Origin of the sequence: Frigoribacterium sp. CFBP9029, from assembly GCF_034045305.1 — a bacterium.
GTDB lineage: Bacteria > Actinomycetota > Actinomycetes > Actinomycetales > Microbacteriaceae > Frigoribacterium.
Genome location: NZ_JAXCWB010000016.1, coordinates 1 through 18,055, shown reverse-complemented (window position 1 = coordinate 18,055; position 18,055 = coordinate 1). Strand labels below are relative to the sequence as shown.

The window sequence follows — 18,055 nt, the reverse complement described above, 5'->3', positions numbered from 1 at the left end:
CTCATGGTGAGGTTTTCTCGAGCGTGCTGAAGGTACATCTGATCCCCGATCTGGGTTGTAGTCAAGACGCCCGGTCGGGGCGCCCTTGTCACGGTTTTCCAGCCCAGTACCGGTCTGCCGTATGCCAGCCGCGCCACAAGCAGTCCGTGATCGAAACAAGTGGCGAGGCCTCAAGACACATGTGAACGACAACTGTCGTTGCCCAATGCGTGCTTTGCGCGCCAGGTTTTCAGCTACTGCTGGACCAGTCAAACACCCCCATTCGGGGGGGTGCTTTTCGGATCGAGGCAAGCTACTGAGTCTTGCTCGTGATATTTGCGGGGGTGTTAGCCGACAGTGGGCAGCCCAGCAACCCATGTCACGACGACGTTTCTGGTCCGAATTTCCGAAATTGGACAACGAACAGTCGTTCTAGACTCGCAAACCGGACAGGCGTCTGAGTTGCTTGGTAGTGGCACCCCGAGGGCATCGTTTCGCTTCGCATGCATCGAGACGAGACGGGGGAATCGCGAGTTAGAAGAATGACTACATCCGTCTTTAAACGTGGTCCGACACAGCATCGCGCTCCCCCTCACTGCGCCGCCCTCGCTTCGGCTGAGCACATCGACCCAACGATCTGCCCACCACGTGACAGCCACGATCACCGGTCGAGAAACCAAGTTCCGTAGCTGGCCTCTCACCGATCGTCTATCGGGACACGCCCTGCTGATATCTAGCTCTCGGAGGTCGCCCGGGGTGAGCGCGCACCGCTGAGCGCCTAACCCGGGTCATGGAGCCTTGGTTCCTACCGGTGGCCTTGCTGCCCGAGTCTTGGGCGGCTCGGGACGATCGCTAGCCCAGTCAACGTGGTCACCAGTCACACCGGGAAGATGGGTTCCGGGGTCATGGGCAGGTTCGGCCTCCGGGTAGAGGCCCCGCCCAGATGCGGCACTGGCATAGAGCGCAGCAAGCCAGGTCGGGTTGATCTCTATCGTGCGACTCCCCGCGAATTTGAACCGCAACCCAATGTTCGGTGACAGCCACACCGTGGAACGCCCATCCCCCGTCTCGATGGGCTCTTTCCACGAAAACATGAACGACTCGTTCTTGCGGAACTTGTTCACGATCACGATCTGCAAGTGGGCAAGAAGGCGGTCTTCGACTTTGAACTCGAGAATCTCACCGTCGTACACGATGTACCCCATGGAGGCTCCGAAAGTTAGTGCGCCGAAACGGTGCTGACAGCAGGGCCTGGGCTGCGGGTGGGTGTGCTCACGACACTATGCACTCTCCGGGCCATGCCAATGGGGCCACCCATGGTGGCTCTTGCGCGCATGAGGTTCAACAGCTCGAGTCTTCTCAGGGACCAAGAAATCCCAGGGAGCGCGAGAAGGCGGCAGGGCCTCACCCGTGAAGAGGACCCTGCCGCTGCCAGCCGCACCGAACCCGATCAATGCGAACTGCACGCCCAGAGAACCTGAACCGCCCTCAGGACTAGACCAGACTCTCCGACGTCACGGGCAACAAAAAGGTCTAGACATAAGCCCCCGCGCACGATAGGTGCTGGCAGGTCCTAAGCACCCACTAGCGGCGAGAGGATTGCGGGTCTATGGTTCCCCCACCGACCCGGACCCATCTAGGGCCATCCTCATCCTTCCCGCGGCCGGTAAGCCACGGCCCGGGAAACTAGTCGCCCTGTGCATGACAGGGTGACACCGGCGGGCGTCTGGTTCCTGAACCACCAGACGCTCGCCACCACTCATGCTCGCCTCGATACAGAGTCCGGTTATGGATGGCCTACCGGGCGCGGTTCAGCTCACTGGTGACTTTCGAGCGTGGGCCGCTCGCAGGGCTTGTAGTCCCTCTTCTCGCCAGGCTCGGGCGGATGCCATGACTTTCGTAAAGGCGCTTGACCCGTGGATGTGCCCGAGTTGTAGGGAGAACGTTGCGGGAACTCGGTCGAGGGTGAGGCGTTCGGCGTAGCGTGCGCCGTCGTCGACGATGGGGTCGTATTCCGCCGACATTATGTGCGCCGGGGGCAGGTCGCTGAGGTTCTCGGCGAGCAGCGGTGATGCGTAGGGGTTGGTCGCGTCGGCCTCGGACGGAAGGTATAGGCGTCGGCACAGGTGCAGGGTCTGTTCGGTGAGTCCGTAGCCGGTGGCGTTTCGGCGGATGGAGGGGCTGCTGAAGGTGAAGTCGAGCGAGGGGACTTCCAGCAGTTGGAAGGCGATCGCGGGACCGTCGTCGTCTCGGGCTTTCAGGCAGAGGGCGGCGGCGAGGTTGGCGCCGGCTGATCCTCCGCCGACGGTGATCAGGTCGGCGCGGGCACCGAGGTTCTCGATATTCTCGGCGACCCAGAGCAGCGCGGCGTAGCTGTCATTGAGAGCGGTGGGGAAGGGGTGTTCGGGGGCTTTGCGGTACTCGACGGCGACGACGATGCAGTCCGCTCCGGCGGCGCGTTCCTGGCAGAGGATGTCGATGACCATCGAGTGGATGGTGCCGCCGATCCAACCGCCGCCGTGGAAGTAGAGGTGGACGGGGTGGGGGCCGTCGCTGTCCGGGTGGAAGACGTTAAGAGTGATCTCCCCGTCCTGGACGGGGAGGGTCACGGTGCGCTTGCTTCGGACGGGTGGGGCGGGTTCGAGCAGCTGCTCGGCGAGTGCGGCGGCGCCTGCGTTCTCCTGCAAGCGGAATGCGGCGATGTCGTCGATCTCGGCGGGGACGGTCGGCATGGTCTCGAGCAGGGGAACGAGGAACGGGTCGAGCGGCATGAGTTCTTCTCCTTCGAAGAGTGGGGTTTCAGAGGCTGTCGCGCAGTGCGCGGCAGAGAGCCTCGGCGCGGTCGTCGGGGTAGCCGCCGGGGCGGATTGTCGCGTATCCGAGGGAAACACCGGATTCGGCATGCGCGAAGCCGAGCTGACCACCGGCTCCGTCGTGGCCGAAGCTGCCGGGGCCGGCCATGCCTCGGGGGGTGGAGTCGAGCATGAATCCCGTGCCCCAGCGAAGCCCCGAGTCGGGGCCGAAGAACGGCGCGCCGACCGATTGAGGGAGGCGGGCGTCGCGGGTGGTGGCGGGCTGAAGCAAGCGGATCCCGTCGACCTCGCCGATGGTCGCGGCGTAGAGGCGGGCGATGTCGTGGGCGGTGCCGACGATGTTCGCAGCGGGAATCTCGAAGCCGAGAAGGTCGGGGGTGTTCGCGGAGCCGAACAGGTTGAGGCCGTCGATGGCTCCGTTCATCCCCATCACGCGCGCCAGCATGTCGATGTTCGGGCTCTTCCACGGTGGTGCGGCGGTGTCGGGGAGTGGCTGCTCCTGGAGCGCGAAGTCCGGGTCGGTGTCGGGGTCGGTCCCGAAGGTGAGTCCGAGGCCGAGGGGGCCGGCGATGTGCTGGTGGAGCCAGTCCGCGGGGCGTAGTCCGGTGGTGCGACGGAGGACTTCACCGGCGAGCCAGCCGAAGGTGAGGGCGTGGTATGAGTGCGCGGTCCCAGGCTCCCAGAGCGGGTTCTGCCGGGCGAGGGCCTCGGTGACCGGATGCCACGCGCGCAGGTCCTCCACTGTGAGGGGCTCGTCGGGGGCGATGAGTCCGGCGCGGTGCGCGAGGAGCTGCCGGACGGTCAGTGCGCTCTTGCCGTGGTCGGCGAATTCCGGCCAGTAGGTGGCGACCGGTTCATCGAGGGTGAGATGGCCCGCTTCGACGGCCATGAGCAGGCAGATGGTGGTGACGCCTTTGCTGACGGAGAAGAGGATGCTGCGGGTGTTGGCCGTCCACGGTCCGTGGCGGAAGGTGCCGCCGTGGAGGTCGACGACGGGGACGCCGTGGAGATAGACGGTGCAGGCAGCCCCGGTGTCGCCGCGTTCGGTGAAGTTCTGAGTGAACGCGTCGGCGACGCGTTGGAATCCGGGTTCGACGTGTCCGTGGATGGTGGGGGCGGAAGTGCTCATGGGTGGCGTGGAGGCCTTCTGGGTGGGGGTGGTCATGATGCTGAGGACGAAGTGGCGGCGGTGATGTCGATGCTCTCGGTCTCGTGGTGGAACTCGTTGATGAGGCGTCCGCTGCGCACCCCGAACCAGCCGACGGCGATACCGGCGGCGGCGAGGACGGAGAGGGCGATCAGGAAGCCGTTGATTGAGCTCGAGAGAAGGAACGGCACGGGGACCAGGAGCAGTGCTGGCACCAGGCGGGCGATGGCGAAGATGACGCCTTGGCCGGTGGAGCGGAGCATGGTCGGGAACGCCTCGTTCACCCACACGCGGAAGATGGGCTCTCCGCAAAAAACGGTGCCCATGCCGGAAACGAGCACCGTGGTGACGAGCGTGGCCAGGTTCATTCCGAGGATGACGGGAATGAGGTATGCCGCGACGTAGAGGATTCCGCCGAGGATGAAGAAGGTGAGGCGGAAACGGGTGTCGACCACTCGCATGAAGATGACCTGCACGATGATCGCGAGCGGTACGAGGAACAGCACGAACACGGAGAATTCGGACACGGGAGTGCCGGTGAAGTTCGCTCCGATGTAGGCCGCGTAGGAGCCAAAGAGCGTGATCGGGATGCTCACCAGCGTGAAGAACCCGACGAGGATGAGGAACGGGAAGCGCAGCGGGGGCGTGATGAGGTCCCGCAGCTTCGAGCGGTCAGCGCGCACGGTGTGCACGCCCTGTGTCTGTTCCAGGCGAGCAGCTCGCCAGCTGGTGGATTCGGGGATCGTAAGTCGCAGCGCGAGGACGATGACCGCGACGACGGCGATGAGGCCGAAGATGGCCTGCGCGGCGAAGATCCCGGTCCCGCCGGTGAGGGTGGCAACGAGGACGACGGCGCCGATGCCGACTCCGGCGAGGAGGTTGGACATCACGAGGATCTTGCCGCGGTTCTGATCTGTCGCCGCTTCGGCGATGGTCGCGAGGGAGACGGGGATATCTGCCCCGATCGCTACACCGAGGACACCTAGACCCAGCAGCAGCAGCGGGAACGCGGTGGCCACGATCGGGACCGATGCGCCGAGGGCGATGAAGATCATCGTGACCACAAACACCCGACGCCGCCCGAAGCGGTCGCCAAGGCGACCGCCGATCAGAGCGCCGACCGCCACCCCGAAGGTGAGTGCGCTGGTGAGCACCCCGATCTGCCCGGGGGTGAGACCGATCGTCTGCTGGAGAATCACCAACGCGAAACCGACACCGTTCAGGGCCGCGCCATCGACGAAGGACGCCATGCCGGCCACTGTCCCCACCCACCAGGCGTTCACCGCGCGAGGGGGCGCCGGAATCGCTTCTGTCATGACCTTCTCCTTCGAAGACATCGAGGCCAGGCCTCGTCGTGGGTACCGGCGAACCCGGCTGCGGCTGACTGTAGATCAAAATTGTCCAGGATGGCAAGCATTCGGGGCGGCAATTATTCGGTTTGGCAAATGTTCATGCGAGGATGAGGTGCAGGGCGCGGGTCTCGCGGATCGAAGGAGAGCAGATGGCGCCGGAGGCAACGGAACAGCCGGCCGTGTCGAAGCGGCGCGGACGATACGCGAACGGACTGCAGCGGCGAGACCTGTTCATCGACCGTGCGTTCGAGATATTCGCGACGCACGGCTTCCAGCGCCTGTCGTTGCGGAAGATCGCAGAGGAGCTCGGGGTCAGTCACGCCGCCCTCAGCTACCACTTCCCCTCTAAGGAGGACCTGCTGCAGGCCGTCTTCGACCGTCAGGCGGAGCGGGACCGGCCCCTACTGGAGCGGTCGCTCTCCGAGCGGGGCTTGCTGGCTGCACTCTCGGAGCTCGTGCGACAGAATGAGAATTTTCCGGGATTGATCCAGCTCGACGCCACCATGCAGGCGGAGGCAATTCGGAAGGACCACCCGGGGCACGACTTCACCCACCACCGGATCGATCTGTTCAATGCCGACGTTCGTCGGGAGCTTGAGCGTGAGCAGGAAAAGGGTCGTCTGCGCGCGGACCTGGACCTCGACCTCACCGCGCGTCAACTCACCGCCATGGCGCGCGGGCTCCAGATGCAGTGGCTCTATGACCCCACGGTCGACGTCGCCGCGCACCTCGATGGGTTCCTAGCGTTCCTGCGCGCATGAGCGCATGAGCGCATGAGCGCACGATGCCTCGAGGGCGTCGCGACCTCGCGATCAGTCCGAAGACCGGCTGCTTCTCCTGACCGCATCGATAGCACCTGAGAGGGCATCGTGAATCAGTTTCAGGGTCTCATCGTCCTCGCGGTGTGATCCGACGAGCAGCTCCACCCGCACGACGATCCCCGCAACGATGCCCAAGGTGATCTGCACCCCCGGGTGATCCGGCGGGACGTCGAGGTCTTCCGCAATCGCGTCGGCCGCGATGGCGAGGAGGGGAGGGGAATCCTCTGGTCCGGACCCCTGCAGCACCGGATTCCGCTCAAGCATGGCGGCTCTGAGCCGCCACTCCTCCTCCGGAACAAAAGCCGGTTCTTCGCGGAGCCACTGAACGACACGATCGACGATCGACTCGCCCTCGTCACGTGAGCGCAACGCGAGGATCAAGCGATCAGCCGCCGCGGACGAGGACGCCGTGGCGATGTGGAGCTTCGTCGGGAAGTACGCCGACACAGACCGGGTCGACACCTCCGCCTCCTCAGCGATCTGCGCCACTGTCGTCGCGTCGTAGCCCTGTTCGGCGAACAGCCGCATGCCGGCAAGGAGAACAGCACGGTACCGGCGCTCCTTCGAGCGTTCCCTCAGCGAAGTTGCAGCCATACGCCGACCTTACCTCTTCTGTACTTCTGCACTGAAGCGTATAGTTGCAGTCAACCGCAATTTTGGAGGACTCATGGTCGACCCGACCCTCGCCCGAATCGAACGCCCCCGCTGGACTCGTTGGGCGCTGCTCACCAGTGGCCTTTACGTGCTCCTCGTTGCCTGGGCCGAGCCGTTCTTCGTCCGTTACCCCCCCCGCGGGAGCCTTGCTCCTCGTGGGCTTGCTGGCCGCAGGTGTGGCCTGGCGCCGCCCGGGGGGCAGCAAGGCGGCCTGGGTGACGATCCTCTCGGCGATCATCAGCGCCAGCGCGCAGATCGCGTGGCTCGTGACCGCCTGGTACCCCGCGTGGGCAGTGGCCCTGGGGGTTGCACTGGTGGTTGCCTTCTCGTGCTTCGCCGGTTTCTGGAAGCTGAGCAGGACGCGTCGCCGCGCCCTCGGGCAGGAGCGTGCCTCTGCGTCTACTCGATCCCTTCTCACCATCCTGCGGAGCGTCGTGAGCACCCTTCTCGTCGTCATCGCCGCGGTCACCTCCGCTGTCGTGCTCCTGGTTGCCGCGGCACCCGCGGCGGTGGCCATCCCGATCCAAGCCGCCGCCGGTCAGACACCATCGTTCCAACCCCGAGGACCCGAGGGAGCTGTCAGCGTGACAGCGAACGGAGATGGGCTCACGAGCGACGTCCGATACGGCGATGAGTACCCCAGCAGCTTTCTCGACATCTACATCGCCGATGACGACGCATCGGTCAAGCGGCCCACTTACATCTACATCCACGGTGGCGGCTGGATCGGTGGGACTAAGTCCGACGGCGACCCGAACGCACCCGGTGGCGGTTTTGCCGTCACCACAGACCCCGTCCTCGACGGTGGGTTCAACTTCGTCAGCCTCGATTACGGCCTTGCCCCGACCGTCAAGTACCCCACACAGGTGAAACAAGTTTCGCAGGCAGTCTCCTTCCTTCAGCAAAATGCCGAGCAGTACGGCCTGAACATGTCCGACGTCATCATCGGAGGAGGAAGCGCCGGCGGCCAGCTCGCCGGCCAGTTCGCGAACATCCAGACCAACCCGACCTATGCCGCGAGTATCGGAGTGGAACCGGTCATAGGTGACGCTCTGCGAGCAGTCATGCTCGACAGTCCTGCGCTCGAGCTGGAGAAGACAGGCGAGACGCAGACGCCGCAACCGGTGAAGGACCTCATCTTCGGACTGTCTGCACGCAGCTACGTGGGCACCTCCGCGGCCCTGATTGAGGAAGCATCCGTCACCAACCACGTGACCGCAGACTTCCCCGCCACGTTCATCGCGGACGGGAACACCGGCACGTTCCCGGATCAGGCCGAGAACCTGCACGAACGCCTCGACCAGCTCGGAGTGACGAACGCCGTCGACGTTCCGCCAGCGAGCTCGGCGATTCTGGGCCACGGCTACATGGCGATGCCGGGCAAATGGACCGACACGTACAACGAGAAAAAGCTCGCGTTCTTGTCAGCACTCGGTCTTTGACCACTCACCTCACGCCGCCGTGCATCCGATGCTGGTGGGATGCCCCGGTCCGATACCGGGGCTTCCCACGAGGGGATCCCCTATCGGGCACCTTCGCGGAGTCCCTCGACCGAGCTCTAGGGCGCTGCCGATCAACGCTCTCTCTGCGGCTGACACTGTGTTCCATCCGTCGTCCGCGGATGACGGCGCCAACCGGAAGTGGTCACGCCGGAGTCGAATCCCGTTGACCAAGTCCGGCCAGTGCTCCACAGTGATGACCCATGAGCCGATTCGTCCCCAGGTCAGCTGTCCGCATGGCCGGCGCCGGCGCCGTGGCCCTCGTGCTTGCCGCAGCATGCACGAGTTGCGCCGCTTCGGTCGATCACACCATCAAGGGCAAGATCAAAGAGCAAGCGGAACAGATGCGGAGCTACCTGGAGTACATCGGCGACAACCCCACGGGAGACTCGGTCGAGCAACGAATACGAGCGGGCGAGCTGTACACGGACCTCGCGCTCGACGGCGCCGAACCGGCCAGCGACTCTCCCGCAGGTCCTCCGACGAGCGTCGTCTACGACCTGAGCACCGACGAGCAGGGGGTCGTGTCGGTGTCCTTCCTCATAGCCGATCAGAGCACCGGCAGTGTCGGGCTATTTGGCTCGGACACACGCGCGCTCGTCGCTTGCATGACCCTCACCGCGAACCCTGACGGTCAAATCCGGGGCAGCTCGGCCGAGTGCCCCGACTACGTCGACACCCTCTACAGCGCCTACCGCCAAGTGGCCATGCAGCCCTAGACGCGGGACCACGAAGCGATCATCGGACAAAATTAGGACGTTGCCGCCGACCACAGCTCCCCTGAAGGCCTGGAATGACTTAACCTCATCGTGTGAAGGTTCGGTCCTGGCTCGCGATGCCCGTTCTCGCTGTGGCCTTCGTGTTCTCATCCGCTTCGTGCACGAGCGACTCAGTGCCGCCAACCGCTAATCCCTCGGCTCAGGTAACGCCGTCGAGCACGGCTGCTCCGCCTGCCACGCCCATGCCCACGCCCACGTCGATGCCGACCACTGCGCCCATCGTCGACATGGGCGAGCGGGAGGGCGCGTCCGGAGTCGTCGGAGAGAACCCCGACGGCGCCCTCGAGTACGTCGCCGTCGCTGGCGACGTCACCAGTGTCGTGTGTGATCGCTTCGGTCGACGCTGGTGGCAGATGTCGCGACCCGCCACCGCCGGCCCCTTCGACTGCAACACAGCTGTCATGGTGGGCGATGTCCTGGTCCCGACCGACGAACCCCAGAACGGGCGCCCCGACTAGCGCCAGCCTCGGTCAAGTTAGCCACGCCAGCCCACGTACAACGGGAAGCACAGGACGCTGATCGCCACGACCGTATGGGTGACCTCGCGAGAGGCGTTGTAGAGCGTGTTCGGATGGTCCGGACACGCGGCTATCCGACCGCGGACGACGCCGCCCTCGAGAATGCCCGCAGCGCCATCCCCTGTCGGGACACGCTGACCGTTCGCGTCAGGTCGTGCATGTCGGGACTGGCAAGACCAGCTCGAGCGTCGTACCCGTGGCGGAGGTCGAAGCGACCCGGACGCTTCCTCCGTGGCGTAGGGCGATCTCTCTGACGAGGGCGAGACCGATTCCGAAGCTTGGTCGGGTGCCGCCGCTGGCACGCCACGAGGCTTTGTCTGCTGGCTCCGACCGCGCGAACCGGTCGAAGACGCGCGTCGGCTCGATGCCTGTGATCCCTGGCCCCTCATCGGTGACCGTGAGCACGACCGAGCCGCGCTCGTCCCGGGTCGACAGTGTGACGGTCGAGCCCGAGGGTGCGTGGCCGATCGCGTTGTCGAGCAGAGCCAGTACCGCTCGTCGGAGGCTCGCGCGCGGCACTCGGACCCACGAGACGGTGGTGCTGTCGTGCCGCAGGGCCACGTCGCGCTCGTCGGCGAGCACTGACATCGACCGCAGGACGTCCTCGACGACGTCGTCGAGCAGGACCGGCTCGGGCACGGCAGCCGGGCCAGCAGGGTCGCCTCCTGCCGCCTCGAGCAGGTCTCCGACGATGTCGATCAGGGCTCGCGAGTCGTCGCGGAGTCTCGCCAGGTCGGCGGTGACGTGCTCGTCGGCATTCGCCGCGCCTCCTGCGATATTGCGCTGCAGCGCCTGGAGGCGGGCGTCGAGCACGGCGAGGGGCGTGCGCAGCTCGTGGCTCGCGTCGGCGACGAACTGCCGTTGCAGGCGCAGGGCCTCGCCGAGCGGCCGGACGGCTCGCCGGGCGATGACGACCGCGACGAGGCCCGCGAACACAACGCCGGCGACTCCGAGCACGACGAAGCCGGCCACGACGTCGGTCGCCGAGACGAAGACCTCGCCCTGACCGGCGGCGGCGACCTGCTCGAGACGTTCCTGCGGGATCGTCTGGTGCAGGACCCACGCGATCGTCAGGGCGAGGGCGCCCACGACGACGAGGCCCGAGACGAGCACGATCTGTCGGCCGATCGACCGGGCGGCAGCCTGCAGGGCCGCGGCCTCCGGTTCGGGCAGGGCCTGGGCGACGGTGCGCCCGCGCCCTCGCCGTCGCGGTCCGCTCACAGGGCGCCCACCCGGTACCCGCGCCCACGCACGGTGAGGACGACGTCGCGGTCGATCTTGCGGCGCAGGTAGCTGACGTAGGTGTCGACGGTGCCGAGCTGCTCGCCGTGCGGGAACACGCGGGAGAGCAGGTCGGCCCGGTCGAAGGTGTGGTCCGGGCGTCGGGCGAGCTCGGCGAGCAGCGCGCTCTCCCGCTCGCTCAGCACGACGCGGCTCGACCACGGCGTGACGACGATGCGGCTCTCGGGATACAGGCGGGCCTCCCCCAGGTCGAGCCAGCGCTCCTCGGCGGCGAACGACCGTGTCAGGGCACGCAGCCGAGCGAACAGCTCGTCGAACTCGAACGGCTTGACGAGGTAGTCGTCGGCCCCGCCGTCGAGCCCCGCGACACGGTCGGCGGTCATGCCGAGCGCCGTCAGCATCAGCACGGGGGTCGTGATGTGCTCCCGACGAAGGGTCGCGACGAGCTCGGTGCCCTCGAGCCTCGGGAGGCGCCGGTCGACGACCAGCACGGCGTACCCACCAGCTCGAGCGGCGTCGAGCCCGCGGCGACCGTCGGCCACGAGGTCGACCTGCCATGCCTCGCCGAGCACGTCGGCCATGATGGGCCCGAGCCCGGGGTCGTCCTCGACCAGCAAGAGGCGCGGGCGTGTGTCAGGACCGGTCACCCACCGCCTCCTCGTCCGTCCTCGTCGTCGGGTTCGTCGCCCTCACGGTCTTCTCGACCCGGCCGGTGTCCGAGCGCCGCAGGGCGGTGACCACGATCGGAAGCACCGACACGACGACGAGCGCGACGGCGAGCAGGTCGATGTGGTCTGCCACGAACGGTAGGCCACCGAGCAGCGATCCGAGGACCGTCATGCCGACGGCCCAGAAAAACGCGCCCGTGAGGTTCCACACGACGAACCGCCGGTACGGGTAGCCGCTGGTCCCGGCGGCCAGCGGCACGAAGGTGCGGACGACGGGCACGAACCGGCCGAGCACGAGCGCCTTGCCGCCGTGGCGCTCGAAGAACGCCTCGGCCTGCTCGAGGTGCGCCGTCTTCAGCACGCGGGCGTCGGGGCGGAACCAGCCGCGCCCGAACCGGTGGCCGAGGAAGAACCCGACCTGGTCGCCGGCGGCCGCCGCGAGGAACGCGCAGAGCGCGATCACCGCGACGCTCAGGCCGAGGCTCTGGTGCAGCAGGCCGGCGGTGACCAGCAGGGAGTCGCCGGGCAGGAAGGGGAACAGCAGGCCCGACTCGACGAAGATCATCAGCGACAGGCCGCCGAGGGCCCACGGGCCCATGCCTGCGAGGAGGGTCTGGGGGTCGAGGATGCTCATGAACGGGTCCGTCCTGGCTCGGTGGTCGTGTTGGGGTTCGGTGCCGAGGCCTCGACGGGGTGGGCCGGGTCTGAGCGCTGCCCGATCCGGTCGAGGAGGCGCAGCCACGGCGGCAGCAGCAGCGCGACCACCGAGCAGCCGAGCACGACGGACGCGACCGTATCGCTCGGCCAGTGCACACCGACCCAGACGCGTGACAGCCCGACGACCGATACGCCGAGGGCGGAGGCCCCGACCACGATGGACGCGCAGCGCCTCCCCCAGACGAGCAGCACGAGTGCCAGTGCGAGCCCGGTCGCGAGGGCCGTGTGCCCGCTGGGGAACGAGAAGGAGTGCGGCTCGATGATCAGTGGGTTGGCGAGGAGCCCGGGGTCGGGCCGGTCGCGCTGCACGACGAGCTTGACCAGCTCGGCCGCGGCCCACGGCCCGATCGCGACGCCGAGGACGGTGAGGGCCGCAGCCGCGCGACGGCTCACCACCCAGACCGCGACGGACAGCAGCAGCACGAGGGCTGCGCCGAGCTGCGGCCCGAGCAGCCGGTCGACGAGCAGCGCGGCCTCGTCGAGCACCGGCACCTGCGCGCGGCTCGCGTGCTGCACGAGGTCGAGGTCGACCTCGTTCACGCCGCCCGTGCCCGAGGTGATCAGCAGCCCCGCGACGACGACGCCGGCGAAGCCGGCCGCGCCTGACACCGCCCACGCCCCGTCGCAGACGACGGCGCGGACGGCCGGAAAAAGAGGAGGCGCGGTGCGGTCGCGAGGGAGCGCCGACGAGGTCGGACTGTGCAGGACGGTCATGCGCCGAGCCTCCGCCCGGCTGTCCCAGAAACCGCCCAGATGCCCTGGCGGGCCGACCCGCGCCTCCTCGTCTCGGGCTCTGAGCGGTTTCTGGGAGGCGACACGCGACCGTCATCGCATGACGACACGCGCTGTTCCGACCGGGGCCACGGCCCCCGACCGCCGGGCCCTGCTGAACAAGGTCCCCGAGATCACCGTCGCCTTCTGGGTGATCAAGGTGCTCTGCACCACCGTCGGCGAGACCTTCGCCGACTTCCTCGCCGACGGCCTCGGACTCGGGCTGACCGTGACGAGTGTGGTGATGGCTGCCCTGCTCGTCGTGGCGCTGGTCGTGCAGTTCAGGACGCGGGTCTACGTGCCCGTCGTCTACTGGCTCGCGGTCGTGCTGATCAGCGTCGTCGGCACCCTCCTGACCGACACGCTGACCGACTCGCTCGGCGTCAGCCTGTGGGTGTCGACGGCCGTCTTCGCGGTGGCGCTGGTCATCGTGTTCGTCGTCTGGCACCGCATCGAGGGCACCCTCTCGATCCACGAGGTCACGACCCCGCGTCGCGAGTCCTTCTACTGGGCCGCCGTGCTGATGACCTTCGCGCTCGGCACCGCGGTCGGCGACCTCCTCGGCGAGCAGCTCGCGCTCGGCTACCTGCCCTCGGCGCTGCTGTTCGCCGCGGCGATCGCCGTCGTCGCCCTGGCGCACCGGTTCGCCGGCGTCGGGTCGGTGCTCGCCTTCTGGGCCGCGTACGTCCTCACCCGGCCGCTCGGCGCCTCCGTCGGAGACTTCCTGTCGCAGCCGGCAGCCGACGGCGGGCTCGGCCTCGGGTCGACCGTCACGAGCGTCGTCTTCCTCGCCGCGATCGCCGCGATCGTCGTCGTGCTCACGGTGCGACGACCGGCGCGACCCGCGCTGCGCGTCTGACCGCCCCGCCCTCCTCCCTCACCACGCCCTCGAGAAAGAAGACCCCATGGACTGGCAGATCAACGGCCTCCCGATGCACCCGCTCGTCGTCCACCTCGTCACCGTGGCGTTCCCGACGGCGTCACTGCTGATCCTGATCGGCGCGTTCTGGCCCGCGCTCCGTCGACGGCTGGGCGTCATCACCCCGCTGATAGCCCTGGTGTCGCTGATCGCGGTGCCCCTCGCGACGTCCTCCGGCGAGTCACTGGAGGAGCGGGTCGGCCCCAGCGCACTGCTCGAGGCCCACACGCAGCTGGGCGACACCCTGCTGCCGTGGGCGATCGCCGTGTTCGTGGTCGCCGTGGCGCAGTGGGCGTGGCAGCACTGGGTGCTCACGCCGGAGGCGCACCGCCCGCGGCCGGCCCTCCGGCGCGACGTGCGCCTGGTCGTGGGCGCCGTGCTGACGGTGCTGGTCGTCGGCACCAGCATCGGCGGGATCGTCACGACGGTCCGCGTCGGCGACTCAGGCGCGAAGGCTGTCTGGTCGGACTCGTCGGCCACCTGAGCGCACCCGTCCGCTCGCACAAGCCTGTAGAGACCAACAGCACCGCCTCACACGAGCCGGCCACGCCCGGGTATCGATCGTCCACCGGGCATGCAGAAACGATCGTTTTCTGGTCAATCGCAGTCTGCGGAAACCGCACACTAGCCTCGTCACATGACGACGCGGGACGATCACGGACGCTCCATCGACCAAGCCCAAGATGCTCTTCACCAAGCCATGCGCGGTGGCGACGTAAGCCATCTTCGTGAGTTGCTTTACGAGCGCCTGACCTTCGAGCTGCCGGGCGGGTCAGTGATCGGCCGTGCAGCTGATCTCGATGCTCATGCCTCGGGAGCAACACGATTCGACAAGCTGTCCGAGCTTCATCGGTCAACTCTGGAACAAAATGGTCATGGCCGGACATCGTCGCTCGTGGACATCGTCGTATTCGATAAAAGCCACCGCATCGAGGCTCGCATGATGTACCGCCGCTTTTGGTCGATCATCGAGGGTCGTTGGCAAGTAGTGGCGGGCAGCGCCGAACCGTCCGCATAGACCCCTGGGCTCGATTTCTCCGCCAGCACCCAACCGGCAAGCTGGGTGCCGTCGCTCGGAAACGATCGTTTCTGACTGCCCGAGGGGCGATCGGCTATCGGGACGCTGTGTCTATCTGCTCGTCGCCTCGTCCGTGGCGGCATGGGAGAGGGGGTAGGCGCGGTCCAGGCGAGGGCTGAGGACGACGAGGAACAAGAACATCGACAACAGCCACCCGGCTACCCAGTAGGCAGGAATCAAGAAGATCGCGACGTTCGGCACGACGTCGATGGCGACTGCGACGACCACTGCGATCGTGAAGAGCACACCCACCCCGTAGTACAGGGCTCGGAACCCCTCCTCGATACGGCCCCGCCGTTCCTGCTGGCGAGTCGTTCGTTCGTCGAGGGCGGTGACTGAGCGGCCATAGTCGTCCTCGGCGATAGTGACGAAGAGATCGCGCACCGTGACACCGAATGCCTTCGCCACTCGGGACAGCGTGTCGAGGCTCCCGTCGTTGCCCGCCTCGAGCCTCTGGACGGTGCGCACGGTCACGCCGCTCTCGTCAGCGAGGCGTTCCTGGGTCCAACCCATCTGGGTCCGGAGATCGACGATCCGTGTCTCGTTCATGTATCTCACACTAAGAACGAGCAGCCCCGAGGTCCACGACACCGACCCGACAAGCACCCGACATCTAGGCGACGCAGCACCTCGGGGCACCCCGACGCGACTATCTCCTTCACCGCAGCCGCAGTCTGCGGTCTCAGATCGCGTCCGATTAGCGATCCCCTAGCGGGCAGTCAGGAACGATCCTTGTTGGGCGAAGTCGCCGTCATCCCCTGGCTGCTACTTTCCGTGAACCGGAATCGGGCCTTTGAACAAAGACGAGTGTGACCACCGACAGTGACATCATCCGCAGCTCGCTCTCCGCGAGTGCAGCCTTCAGCGAGCTGTACGACCGGCACGCCACCGCCATCCATCGTTTCGTGAGCCGGCGTGCCGGGTCAGACGTCGCTGATGACGTCATGTCCGAGACGTTCCTCGTGGCGTTTGAACGACGCCGCGACTACGACCTGGAACGCGACACCGCTCTGCCCTGGCTCTACGGCATCGCCTCCACACTGCTGCGGAAGCACGCACGCACTGAAGCCCGCGCCTGGCACGGCCTGAACGCGGACCACGCCTCCCACGTCACAGTCGACGCCTTCTCGGAAGCCGACGGTAGGGCCGATGCGCACCGAGCGATGGAACACCTCGGGCATGCGCTTCGCAAGATGCACGCCCGGGACCGAGAAACGCTGCTCCTCTACGCCTGGGCCGACCTCGACTACGAGGGAATCGCCCAAGCCCTGAATATCCCAGTCGGGACCGTCCGGTCACGCCTCAACCGCGCACGCCGCCTGCTGCGCGCATCCACCCAGCACGACATGACCCTCAGATTGGAAGGTGCCCCGTGGACGAGCTGACTCTCCTCCGGGAGACCCGCATAGACGTCACTCCCCCCGACCAGTCCGCCCTGGACCGTGGCCGCGCAGCGCTGCTGCACGCCGCTGCTACGGAACAAGCGGCGCAGCCTCGACGCGTGCCGGCCCGCCCGAAGCTCCGCTGGGCTGTCGGCATGAGCCTGGCCGCCGCGGCAGTCGTGACGGGTCTTGTCGCTACAAGCATCGTGGGCTTCGGCACCACTGACTCAGCCGTGGCGTCGGTGCTTCACGAGTCGGCCGAGGCTGCCATCCGCACGACCGACCCCGTGGTGGGCCCCGGACAGTACCTCCGCATCGACACCACGGCCGTCAATTCCACGACCACCGCGGGTAACGACGGCGACACCAGCTACCTGACCATTGCAACGGACAGCCTCTTCATCCCTGCAAACCAGGGCGACGAGTGGGTCTGGGCCCGAGGTGCCGCCAAGCCCTACGCGACCTTCGGAACAGCCTCCGAGGCTGCGGCGGCAAAGGCGCCGGCCGGCACCGCTGAGCTGGTGCGTGCCGCAGGTGGCGCGTTCTATGCCGGGAGCCCCCGCAGCGGGCCGACCGAAGCTGAAACGTGGCCCACGGAGCCTCGTGCTCTTCTGGCCGCCATACGGGACGAGACCGCCGGCCAGGGCGTGTCCTCCGACGACGAAGCTCTGACCTACATCATCGACACGCTCTCCCGGAACCCGATGCCCGCTGAGACGCGATCGGCCCTGTACGAGGCCGCAGCACTCATCCCCGACGTAGAGATCCAGGACGACCGCGCAACCTTGAACGGCAGGACCGGAGTGGCGATCGGGCGAACTGAGGGCAAAGCGAACACGCGCCAGGAGATGATCGTGGACCCATCGACCGGTGACTTCATCGGCCAACGCCGCGTGCTCCTGAGTCCCGAGTCGGGCATGCCTGCCGGCACGACCACGACGTGGACCTCGAGCAGCACCACCGTGTCAGACACGGCCCCGGAGGGCGGAACCCCCAACGGCGCCATGGATGACGAGGGCTGCGTCGTCACCGGTGTAAGCGAGTTCCAATGCTGACGCCCGCGGCTGGATCAGCGCCGGCCATCCGGCCCGACCTGCTCGCCACGCAACCGCTCGACATCACCGCCTGGAACCAAGCCCTTCTCGAGGCGAGGCGCCAGCCCCTCACCTAGTTACTAAGGAGCAGCCCTTGCGGGACACCCCGCAAGGGCTGCTTCGCGTCCGGCCTGTCGTAGAAGGACCAACTCCCTGGCGGCCAGCAACGGCCCTGACCGCCGATCGATCCCCTATTGAGACGGGTTACGAGCTGTTCGGATTGAGCACGGTGACGATGGGGCGGTGGTCTGAGCCTCGGGTGGCCTGAGAGTCGAGCACCGCAAAGGCGACGGGCTCCCAACCTGGGCCGAAAAAGGTGTGGTCGATCGGGGCGCCCAGAGACGCTGGCAGAGCGGAGGGCCAGGTGCCTGTCGACTCAAGGCCCAGAGCAGAGGCCGCATCCTGACAGGGGCCGAGCTGGTCGCCGCCGAGATTTGCCAGGGTGGCGTTGAAGTCACCGACGGCGACGATGTTCCGTCGGTCCGCGCACTGTTGCCGCGCCCAGTCGACGTGGCTCTGCCAGATGCTTGAGTCGACCAATGAAGGACGCTGCAGATGCGCCACGAGCAAGGCGGGGGCGCGGGGATTGTCTGAGGTCGCGACGAACCCAGCCCATGCCGGT

General features: G+C 67.0%; 20 protein-coding genes. 9 read left to right on the top strand and 11 right to left on the bottom strand.

What is annotated here, in order from left to right; genetic code table 11:
- Positions 1 to 767: 767 nt before the first annotated feature.
- The 4 genes from SOM11_RS14250 to SOM11_RS14235 form a co-directional block, all read right to left on the bottom strand.
- Positions 768 to 1,184 carry an ATP-dependent DNA ligase gene (locus SOM11_RS14250; protein ID WP_320478447.1) on the bottom strand — a complete coding sequence of 139 codons (417 nt, stop codon included), beginning with the start codon at positions 1,182 to 1,184 and terminating at the stop codon, positions 768 to 770.
- A 606-nt stretch (positions 1,185 to 1,790) separates the two neighbouring features.
- Positions 1,791 to 2,750 (bottom strand): alpha/beta hydrolase, encoded by a 960-nt coding sequence (locus SOM11_RS14245; protein WP_320478446.1) that lies wholly within the window; start codon positions 2,748 to 2,750, stop codon positions 1,791 to 1,793.
- 28 nt (positions 2,751 to 2,778) lie between these two features.
- Positions 2,779 to 3,921: a serine hydrolase domain-containing protein gene (locus tag SOM11_RS14240; protein WP_167627358.1), complete on the bottom strand. Its 1,143-nt coding sequence runs from the start codon at positions 3,919 to 3,921 to the stop codon at positions 2,779 to 2,781.
- A gap of 32 nt (positions 3,922 to 3,953) precedes the next feature.
- Positions 3,954 to 5,255 (bottom strand): MFS transporter, encoded by a 1,302-nt coding sequence (locus tag SOM11_RS14235; protein WP_167627359.1) that lies wholly within the window; start codon positions 5,253 to 5,255, stop codon positions 3,954 to 3,956.
- 185 nt (positions 5,256 to 5,440) lie between these two features.
- On the opposite strand from SOM11_RS14235, the gene SOM11_RS14230 reads away from it, so the two are divergent.
- Positions 5,441 to 6,052 (top strand): TetR/AcrR family transcriptional regulator, encoded by a 612-nt coding sequence (locus SOM11_RS14230; RefSeq protein WP_167627360.1) that lies wholly within the window; start codon positions 5,441 to 5,443, stop codon positions 6,050 to 6,052.
- A 51-nt stretch (positions 6,053 to 6,103) separates the two neighbouring features.
- Here SOM11_RS14230 and SOM11_RS14225 read toward each other — a convergent pair whose 3' ends face one another.
- On the bottom strand, positions 6,104 to 6,706 hold the full coding sequence (locus SOM11_RS14225) for a TetR/AcrR family transcriptional regulator (protein WP_199859026.1): 603 nt from the start codon (positions 6,704 to 6,706) through the stop codon (positions 6,104 to 6,106).
- A gap of 275 nt (positions 6,707 to 6,981) precedes the next feature.
- Between SOM11_RS14225 and SOM11_RS14220 the strand changes: the two genes are divergently transcribed.
- From SOM11_RS14220 to SOM11_RS14210, 3 genes are all read left to right on the top strand, one after another.
- Entirely contained in the window at positions 6,982 to 8,208 is a 1,227-nt protein-coding gene (locus SOM11_RS14220) for an alpha/beta hydrolase (protein ID WP_320478445.1), read from the top strand.
- Positions 8,209 to 8,468: 260 nt separating this feature from the next.
- Entirely contained in the window at positions 8,469 to 8,984 is a 516-nt protein-coding gene (locus SOM11_RS14215) for a hypothetical protein (protein ID WP_146856359.1), read from the top strand.
- Between the two features lie 242 nt (positions 8,985 to 9,226).
- Positions 9,227 to 9,502, top strand: a complete 276-nt coding sequence (locus SOM11_RS14210) for a hypothetical protein (RefSeq protein WP_146856361.1) — start codon at positions 9,227 to 9,229, stop codon at positions 9,500 to 9,502.
- A 207-nt stretch (positions 9,503 to 9,709) separates the two neighbouring features.
- On the opposite strand, the gene SOM11_RS14205 is transcribed toward SOM11_RS14210, so the two are convergent.
- From SOM11_RS14205 to SOM11_RS14190, 4 genes are read right to left on the bottom strand one after another with little or no spacing between them, the layout of a single operon-like run.
- Positions 9,710 to 10,783 carry a sensor histidine kinase gene (locus SOM11_RS14205; protein ID WP_243214686.1) on the bottom strand — a complete coding sequence of 358 codons (1,074 nt, stop codon included), beginning with the start codon at positions 10,781 to 10,783 and terminating at the stop codon, positions 9,710 to 9,712.
- Positions 10,780 to 11,451 (bottom strand): response regulator transcription factor, encoded by a 672-nt coding sequence (locus tag SOM11_RS14200; protein WP_320478444.1) that lies wholly within the window; start codon positions 11,449 to 11,451, stop codon positions 10,780 to 10,782. The genes SOM11_RS14205 and SOM11_RS14200 overlap by 4 nt, the downstream gene beginning before the upstream one ends.
- Positions 11,438 to 12,106 (bottom strand): DedA family protein, encoded by a 669-nt coding sequence (locus SOM11_RS14195; protein WP_320478443.1) that lies wholly within the window; start codon positions 12,104 to 12,106, stop codon positions 11,438 to 11,440. The genes SOM11_RS14200 and SOM11_RS14195 overlap by 14 nt, the downstream gene beginning before the upstream one ends.
- Positions 12,103 to 12,903: a phosphatase PAP2 family protein gene (locus tag SOM11_RS14190; protein ID WP_320478442.1), complete on the bottom strand. Its 801-nt coding sequence runs from the start codon at positions 12,901 to 12,903 to the stop codon at positions 12,103 to 12,105. The genes SOM11_RS14195 and SOM11_RS14190 overlap by 4 nt, the downstream gene beginning before the upstream one ends.
- A gap of 118 nt (positions 12,904 to 13,021) precedes the next feature.
- Between SOM11_RS14190 and SOM11_RS14185 the strand changes: the two genes are divergently transcribed.
- The 3 genes from SOM11_RS14185 (at position 13,022) to SOM11_RS14175 (ending at position 14,897) form a co-directional block, all read left to right on the top strand.
- Entirely contained in the window at positions 13,022 to 13,819 is a 798-nt protein-coding gene (locus SOM11_RS14185; protein ID WP_320478441.1) for a hypothetical protein, read from the top strand.
- Positions 13,820 to 13,865: 46 nt separating this feature from the next.
- Positions 13,866 to 14,363, top strand: coding sequence for a DUF2231 domain-containing protein (locus tag SOM11_RS14180; protein WP_320478440.1), 498 nt, complete (start codon positions 13,866 to 13,868; stop codon positions 14,361 to 14,363).
- A 153-nt stretch (positions 14,364 to 14,516) separates the two neighbouring features.
- Positions 14,517 to 14,897 carry a nuclear transport factor 2 family protein gene (locus SOM11_RS14175; RefSeq protein WP_320478439.1) on the top strand — a complete coding sequence of 127 codons (381 nt, stop codon included), beginning with the start codon at positions 14,517 to 14,519 and terminating at the stop codon, positions 14,895 to 14,897.
- Between the two features lie 111 nt (positions 14,898 to 15,008).
- On the opposite strand, the gene SOM11_RS14170 is transcribed toward SOM11_RS14175, so the two are convergent.
- Positions 15,009 to 15,506, bottom strand: coding sequence for a helix-turn-helix transcriptional regulator (locus tag SOM11_RS14170; protein WP_320478438.1), 498 nt, complete (start codon positions 15,504 to 15,506; stop codon positions 15,009 to 15,011).
- Positions 15,507 to 15,766: 260 nt separating this feature from the next.
- Between SOM11_RS14170 and SOM11_RS14165 the strand changes: the two genes are divergently transcribed.
- Both SOM11_RS14165 and SOM11_RS14160 read left to right on the top strand, forming a co-directional pair.
- Positions 15,767 to 16,342, top strand: coding sequence for a sigma-70 family RNA polymerase sigma factor (locus SOM11_RS14165; RefSeq protein ID WP_320478437.1), 576 nt, complete (start codon positions 15,767 to 15,769; stop codon positions 16,340 to 16,342).
- Positions 16,330 to 17,394 (top strand): CU044_5270 family protein, encoded by a 1,065-nt coding sequence (locus SOM11_RS14160; protein WP_320478436.1) that lies wholly within the window; start codon positions 16,330 to 16,332, stop codon positions 17,392 to 17,394. Before SOM11_RS14165 ends, SOM11_RS14160 begins: the two co-directional genes overlap by 13 nt.
- Before the next feature lie 243 nt (positions 17,395 to 17,637).
- On the opposite strand, the gene SOM11_RS14155 is transcribed toward SOM11_RS14160, so the two are convergent.
- Positions 17,638 to 18,055, bottom strand: a 418-nt coding sequence (locus tag SOM11_RS14155; protein WP_320478435.1) for an endonuclease/exonuclease/phosphatase family protein, incomplete at its 5' end; no start/stop codon positions are given.

Coding starts and splice junctions, on each gene's coding strand:
- SOM11_RS14240 (WP_167627358.1), bottom strand. CDS start 3,921: ATGAGCACTTCCGCCCCCACCATCCACGGACACGTCGAACCCGGATTC.
- SOM11_RS14235 (WP_167627359.1), bottom strand. CDS start 5,255: ATGACAGAAGCGATTCCGGCGCCCCCTCGCGCGGTGAACGCCTGGTGG.
- SOM11_RS14210 (WP_146856361.1), top strand. CDS start 9,227: ATGCCCACGCCCACGTCGATGCCGACCACTGCGCCCATCGTCGACATG.
- SOM11_RS14195 (WP_320478443.1), bottom strand. CDS start 12,106: ATGAGCATCCTCGACCCCCAGACCCTCCTCGCAGGCATGGGCCCGTGG.
- SOM11_RS14190 (WP_320478442.1), bottom strand. CDS start 12,903: ATGACCGTCCTGCACAGTCCGACCTCGTCGGCGCTCCCTCGCGACCGC.
- SOM11_RS14225 (WP_199859026.1), bottom strand. CDS start 6,706: ATGGCTGCAACTTCGCTGAGGGAACGCTCGAAGGAGCGCCGGTACCGT.
- SOM11_RS14170 (WP_320478438.1), bottom strand. CDS start 15,506: ATGAACGAGACACGGATCGTCGATCTCCGGACCCAGATGGGTTGGACC.
- SOM11_RS14185 (WP_320478441.1), top strand. CDS start 13,022: ATGACGACACGCGCTGTTCCGACCGGGGCCACGGCCCCCGACCGCCGG.
- SOM11_RS14230 (WP_167627360.1), top strand. CDS start 5,441: ATGGCGCCGGAGGCAACGGAACAGCCGGCCGTGTCGAAGCGGCGCGGA.
- SOM11_RS14175 (WP_320478439.1), top strand. CDS start 14,517: ATGACGACGCGGGACGATCACGGACGCTCCATCGACCAAGCCCAAGAT.
- SOM11_RS14180 (WP_320478440.1), top strand. CDS start 13,866: ATGGACTGGCAGATCAACGGCCTCCCGATGCACCCGCTCGTCGTCCAC.
- SOM11_RS14215 (WP_146856359.1), top strand. CDS start 8,469: ATGAGCCGATTCGTCCCCAGGTCAGCTGTCCGCATGGCCGGCGCCGGC.
- SOM11_RS14245 (WP_320478446.1), bottom strand. CDS start 2,750: ATGCCGCTCGACCCGTTCCTCGTTCCCCTGCTCGAGACCATGCCGACC.
- SOM11_RS14250 (WP_320478447.1), bottom strand. CDS start 1,184: ATGGGGTACATCGTGTACGACGGTGAGATTCTCGAGTTCAAAGTCGAA.